The 5,481-nt window shown below is 38.0% G+C and carries 2 protein-coding genes; both read left to right on the top strand.

All coding sequences use genetic code 11. From position 1 onward, the window contains the following. Nucleotides 1–3,213, top strand: a 3,213-nt coding sequence (locus tag AB5935_RS23315; protein WP_130054354.1) for a SusC/RagA family TonB-linked outer membrane protein, incomplete at its 5' end; no start/stop codon positions are given. 27 nt (nucleotides 3,214–3,240) lie between these two features. Beyond that, nucleotides 3,241–5,127 carry a SusD/RagB family nutrient-binding outer membrane lipoprotein gene (locus tag AB5935_RS23310; protein WP_007832963.1) on the top strand — a complete coding sequence of 629 codons (1,887 nt, stop codon included), beginning with the start codon at nucleotides 3,241–3,243 and terminating at the stop codon, nucleotides 5,125–5,127. Nucleotides 5,128–5,481 lie beyond the last annotated feature (354 nt).

The raw sequence follows: 5,481 nt of genomic DNA, 5'->3' as shown, positions 1-5,481 counted from the left end.
GGTACTATTACCGGACTTGACGGTGACTTTTCTTTGTCAAATGTAAAAAAAGGAGATATCATTCAGATCTCTTTTGTGGGATATCAGACACAGGAAGTTAAATGGACCGGACAGCCTATTGATGTAACTTTAAAAGATGACACGCAACAGTTAGGTGAAGTTGTGGTAACAGCTTTGGGATTGAAGCGTGAAGAAAAAGCTTTGGGATATGCAGTTACTGAAGTGAAGGGAGATGAATTAAAAGCTGCCAATACCATTTCTCCGGTAGCCGCATTGCAAGGTAAAGTAGCTGGTGTTGAAATCTCAGGCTCAGATGGTGGTTTATTTGGTGGTACCAAGATACAGATTCGTGGAGCTTCAACCTTAAGTTCCAACAACCAGCCTATCTATGTGGTGGATGGAGTGATTTTAGATAACGGTGTATCTGGTAATACGACAGCAGACTGGGATGCAGGTGCCAACAACGCCAGCGATTATGGTAATGAGTTGAAAAACTTAAATCCTGATGATTTTGAAACTGTATCAGTATTGAAAGGTGCGGCAGCAACAGCATTGTATGGTTCTCGTGGTTTGAATGGTGCGGTTGTAATTACTACCAAATCCGGTAAAGGTACGCAAGGACTGGGTATTAGCGTTTCTCAAACATTTGGTATTGACCATGCTTTCAAGACTCCGGATATTCAAACTTTATATGGTCCTGGATATATGCCGGGACAATCTGATGCCGACCAAAATGGAAGTATATGGGATGCACATCAGTTTACGGTAAATCAGAATGGAGAACATACATTAGTAGGGGTACCCAACTTTGGTTTTGGACCTAAATATGATGGCTCTCAAATCCGCAATTATGATGGTACATGGACTACCTATTCTCCACGTAAAAATAATATGCTGGATTTATATAAATTAGGGTTCAATACAAATACGAATGTTTCTATTCGCGGTGGTAATGAAAAAACATCATTTTATACATCTTTATCTTATAAAAATGCCAAATCAACAACAGAAAACAATACTTTTGAGCGTTACTCCATGTTGTTGAAAGCTAGCCATAAGTTGAACGATTGGGTGGACGTTGCCGCTTCTTTTAGCTTTGCCAACTCAAAACCGCGTAATGCACAACTGAATGCGGGTGAATTATTTGTCAATGCAAATACCAATGTGATTAACCCGCTATTTGATGTAGATTATTTCCGGAACAAATATTTAGGTGAGCATGGTGGTATCGCTAGTACCAGCTATGGTGACCAATATGGTTCGGTTCCTTCCAGCGCTAAAAATTATTTCTTCAAAGTAGATAATTATGATTATGTGCGGAAGGAAACTGTTATTCGTCCTACATTTGAAGTAAATGTAAAGATGACAGATTGGCTGAAATTTAAAGCAGACGCTAATATGAACCGTTATTATACTTCAATAGAAGATAAGCAATTAGGTTCCGGTTATGCAAACGAAGGAGGGTATTATGGTATTACGCAAGATATAAAAGAACAATTTACCGTAGGGGGAACTTTTACTGCCAGCAAGCAGATAAAAGATTTTTCACTCGGTGGATTCGCACGATTTGAGTATTACAACACCTCTTCCAAACATTCAAAAGTATCAACTGACGGAGGAATGGTGGTGCCTGGAGAATGGTTCGTGGAGAACTCAAAAAAGACTAAAAAGAGCGAAGCGACAATATCGGGTAGCAAAAGAATTATTTCTACCATTTTTGCTTTAAATTTAGGATGGAAGAATCAAGTCTATTTGGATGTTACAGGACGTAATGACTGGTCTTCTGCATTGGTATATGCCAATCGTACAGGTAATCACTCATACTTCTATCCTTCCGTATCAGGTTCATGGTTGATTAATGAAACTTTCCGTGAAAGTATGCCTTCATGGATTAACTTGGCAAAACTTCGTGCATCATGGGCACAAGTAGGTAATGATACAGACCCATATACAGTCAATCAGACGTATTCTTTTGCCACAATGGAAATGTATGACGGCAATATCTATACCAATGAATTGGACAAACTGATGAAGATTGCTGACCTTAAACCGGAACGTAAGAATTCATGGGAAATAGGTTTGGATTTCCGTACTTTTAATAATCGTTTGAATTTGGATTTCACTTATTATAAGGAAAATACCACAGACCAGATTATGAAAATCAATGTTCCTGCTATTTCCGGTGTTACCCAACAGTTGGTAAATGCTGGTAATATCCAAAACTCAGGTATTGAAATCGCATTAAATACCACTCCTATCAAAACTAAAGACTGGCAGTGGGATCTGGACTTCACTTATACACGAAACAGAAGTAAAATTGTATCCTTGCATCCTAATGTTGCCAACTATATTGAATTGTCCGGTTATGTAAACGCATACGACTATCATATCGGCTCTGTAGCAAAAGTCGGTGAGTCTTATGGTGTGTTGATGTCAGATGTCACTCAGGCACGTAATGAAAACGGTGTACCTTTGTTGGAGTGGGATGACAGTTGGAGAGGCGCATATAGAGCACAAAGCAAAACAGCGGAAGTAGTAGGTAACATGACACCGGATTTTCTGGGATCTGTAGCAACAACATTAACTTGGAAAGATTTAAGTTTGAATATTGGACTGGATATGCGTTTTGGAGGTTTGGTGGCATCTTACTGTAACTTATACGGAACTCAGGCCGGTTGGACGGAAAGCTCTTTGCAATACCGTGATCCGGAACATGGAGGTATGACTTGGACTAGTCAATATGCCGATTCTAAAGGTATTCAATATACTGATGGTATGATTCCGGAAGGTGTTTTTAAAGAAGGAACAATTGCGACCTTGGTGGATGGAACAAAAATGGATGTCAGCGGTCTGTCTTACGCACAGTTGGTACAGGAAGGAAAACTGGAGCCCACTCATGCCGGTTCATGGTATGGAAATAATTATGCATGGGGAGCACAGACAATTGATGACATTTGGGTACACAAGTTGAGTTATATCGCTTTGCGTAATATTACTGTAAATTATCGTTTGCCTAATAGCATCAGTCATAAATTGGGTGCAAAAGGGTTGAACCTATCATTCAGTGCACGTAATTTGGGATATCTGTATAATTCATTACCTAATAATCTAAATCCGGAATCTGTACGTTCTAATTCAGCTTCAGAGTTCCGTATTCGTGGTTTCGAGCCTTATACAGCAAGTTACATATTTACAATTAATGCCAATTTCTAATTGTTAACTTTAAAAGAATTATCAACAATGAAATATAGAACTTTAGCAGCCGCACTGCTTTTAGGAAGTGTAATGTTCACTTCCTGTGTAGATGAATTTTCTGAATTAAATTCAGATCCGTCTACTATTACAAAGCCTGATATCCGTTTCCTGTTCACTAAATGTGAAGCTTCCTTCCAACCGGGAGATTATGCACAATGGTTTGGAGGATTTAATGACCTTTCTACCTGGTCGCAAACAACAGTTTCATCAGGAGGTAATACAACTCGTTCAAATCGTCCGACTGATGAAGCCAATGGTTGTGGTTATGAAGTAAACGAAGTGCTTCGTTATGCTAATGAGATTCGATATCAAATCAGCCTGTTGCCTGAAGAGGAAAAAGCGACTTATGAATACATCCAATATCTTTGTAATCCTTTGTTGGTTTACTTAAGTATCCAAGATGCTGACCTATATGGATCACGTCAATATACAGAAGCAGAACAAGCCAGATATACCAATCCTCCTTTGTTATTGCCTAAATATGACACTCAAGAGGAACTTTTGGAAGTATGGCTGAAAGAACTGGACCAGACTATTAATTATCTGAGCAGTAATGAAATCAAAGATGTTTTGAATAATCAGGACTTTATTTATAAAGGTGATTTGAAAAAATGGGGCAAACTGGCCAATTCTTTGAAATTGAAAATTGCAGCCCGTTTGATAAACAAAGATCGGAACCGCGCTTTTGAAATAGTAAAACAGGTAGCAGAAAGTCCTGTTGGCTTAATTGCTACTACGGATGATGATTTTGTATATAACAAGGGTAAGTTCGATAACAATTGGAATAATGATTTTTCTGTAGGAGTAGGTACGCAACATCTTATAGACTTTTTAGTAAACAACAAAGATCCGCGTTTGCTTTATTTCTTCCAAAAGAATGACTACAATTCTAATGTTGTACAGGCTTATTTTGATCAAAAAAGAGAAATGCCGGATTTTGTAGAGAAGAATGTAATTTCTGAGGTTAAAGACGGAAAGAAAGTCTTTAAAGAATGGGGGGGGCCAGGTGAACCTTGGGTACGTTATTATGGCCTTCCTGTGGAAATAGGTGCAGGGCAGATGGACAAATACGAGGATTATTTTGATCCCACAGGACAATTGTTTGTCTTGTACTCGGCAGCTGGTGCCAAGAAAAGCTATTATCCGTGTACTTACCGGAATCAAGAAATGGTAAAAGGTCTGTTGACATATACTTATCCGGATGCCCCGGATGTTACTCCGGTTCAAGACACTCAACAATATGGTTGGTATGGACTGTATTTTTCGGCAGCGGAAACCAATTTCTTCTTGGCTGAATTCACCCTGTTGGGAGCCACTTGGAATGGACAAAAAAGTGCCCAAGAGTATTTTACAGATGGTATCACTGCTTCAGTAAAAGGATATGATTATGTTGCCAGTCAGAATCATATACCTTATTATGACAGTCCCTACGTAAATGATCCTCATGATGTATCTATTAAGCTGCAAGATGAATGGCTGACAGAACTGCTTAAGAAAGAGGCTTATATTTTAAGTGGAGATAAAGTTTCTGATCTGGAGAAAGTGTATATCCAAGAATATCTCCATTATTTTAATGCACCGATTGATCAATATGTTAACATTATGCGTTCTGGTGTTCCTATGAAAAATAGTTCCCTTTTACCGCGTAAGGAATTTGACGAACAATTGGGTGATTCCTATCCTATCCCTAGAAGATTTGCTGTTACGGAGCCTTTGGAATCAGATCAGTTACATGACATAACTATCGCTGCATATAAAGCACAAGGTTATACATATCAAGGTACAAATGCAAAGAATCCACAGGTTTTGCATGACGAACGTGTATGGATGGATAAAGAAAATCCTGATTTTGGTAACGGACCGAAGAACTGAAAATAAAATTAAAGAATAGCAGTTCCCCTTGTTTTTCCTGTAAGAACAAGGGGATTGTTTTATTTTGACCCTCAGGACTATACATAGAATTATTTTGCAAATATTATTTATATGCAAGTAGAGAATTGATTCTTCTTGAAAAAGATAAGGACCTTTTAAAACAATGAACCGATGCTATTTTCATTTGTAAGATGAAAAACTTTCCCAATCAATTATTGGAAGTTCTTATTCTTTTACGGAATATAATACTCCCTTATTTGTTTGTACAAAGTAGTGATTTCGGTAGAAAATAGATAGAAAATTGTATTTAAAAGCCCTTCTATAGACTTTTAAATACAATTTTTCTTTTTGAGA

Origin of the sequence: Phocaeicola sp. RTP21198st1_B8_RTP21198_201120, assembly GCF_040929485.1 — a bacterium.
GTDB classification, from domain to species: domain Bacteria; phylum Bacteroidota; class Bacteroidia; order Bacteroidales; family Bacteroidaceae; genus Phocaeicola; species Phocaeicola dorei.
Note: the sequence above shows the minus strand (reverse complement) of the source record. Positions and strands in the feature narration are given on the sequence as shown.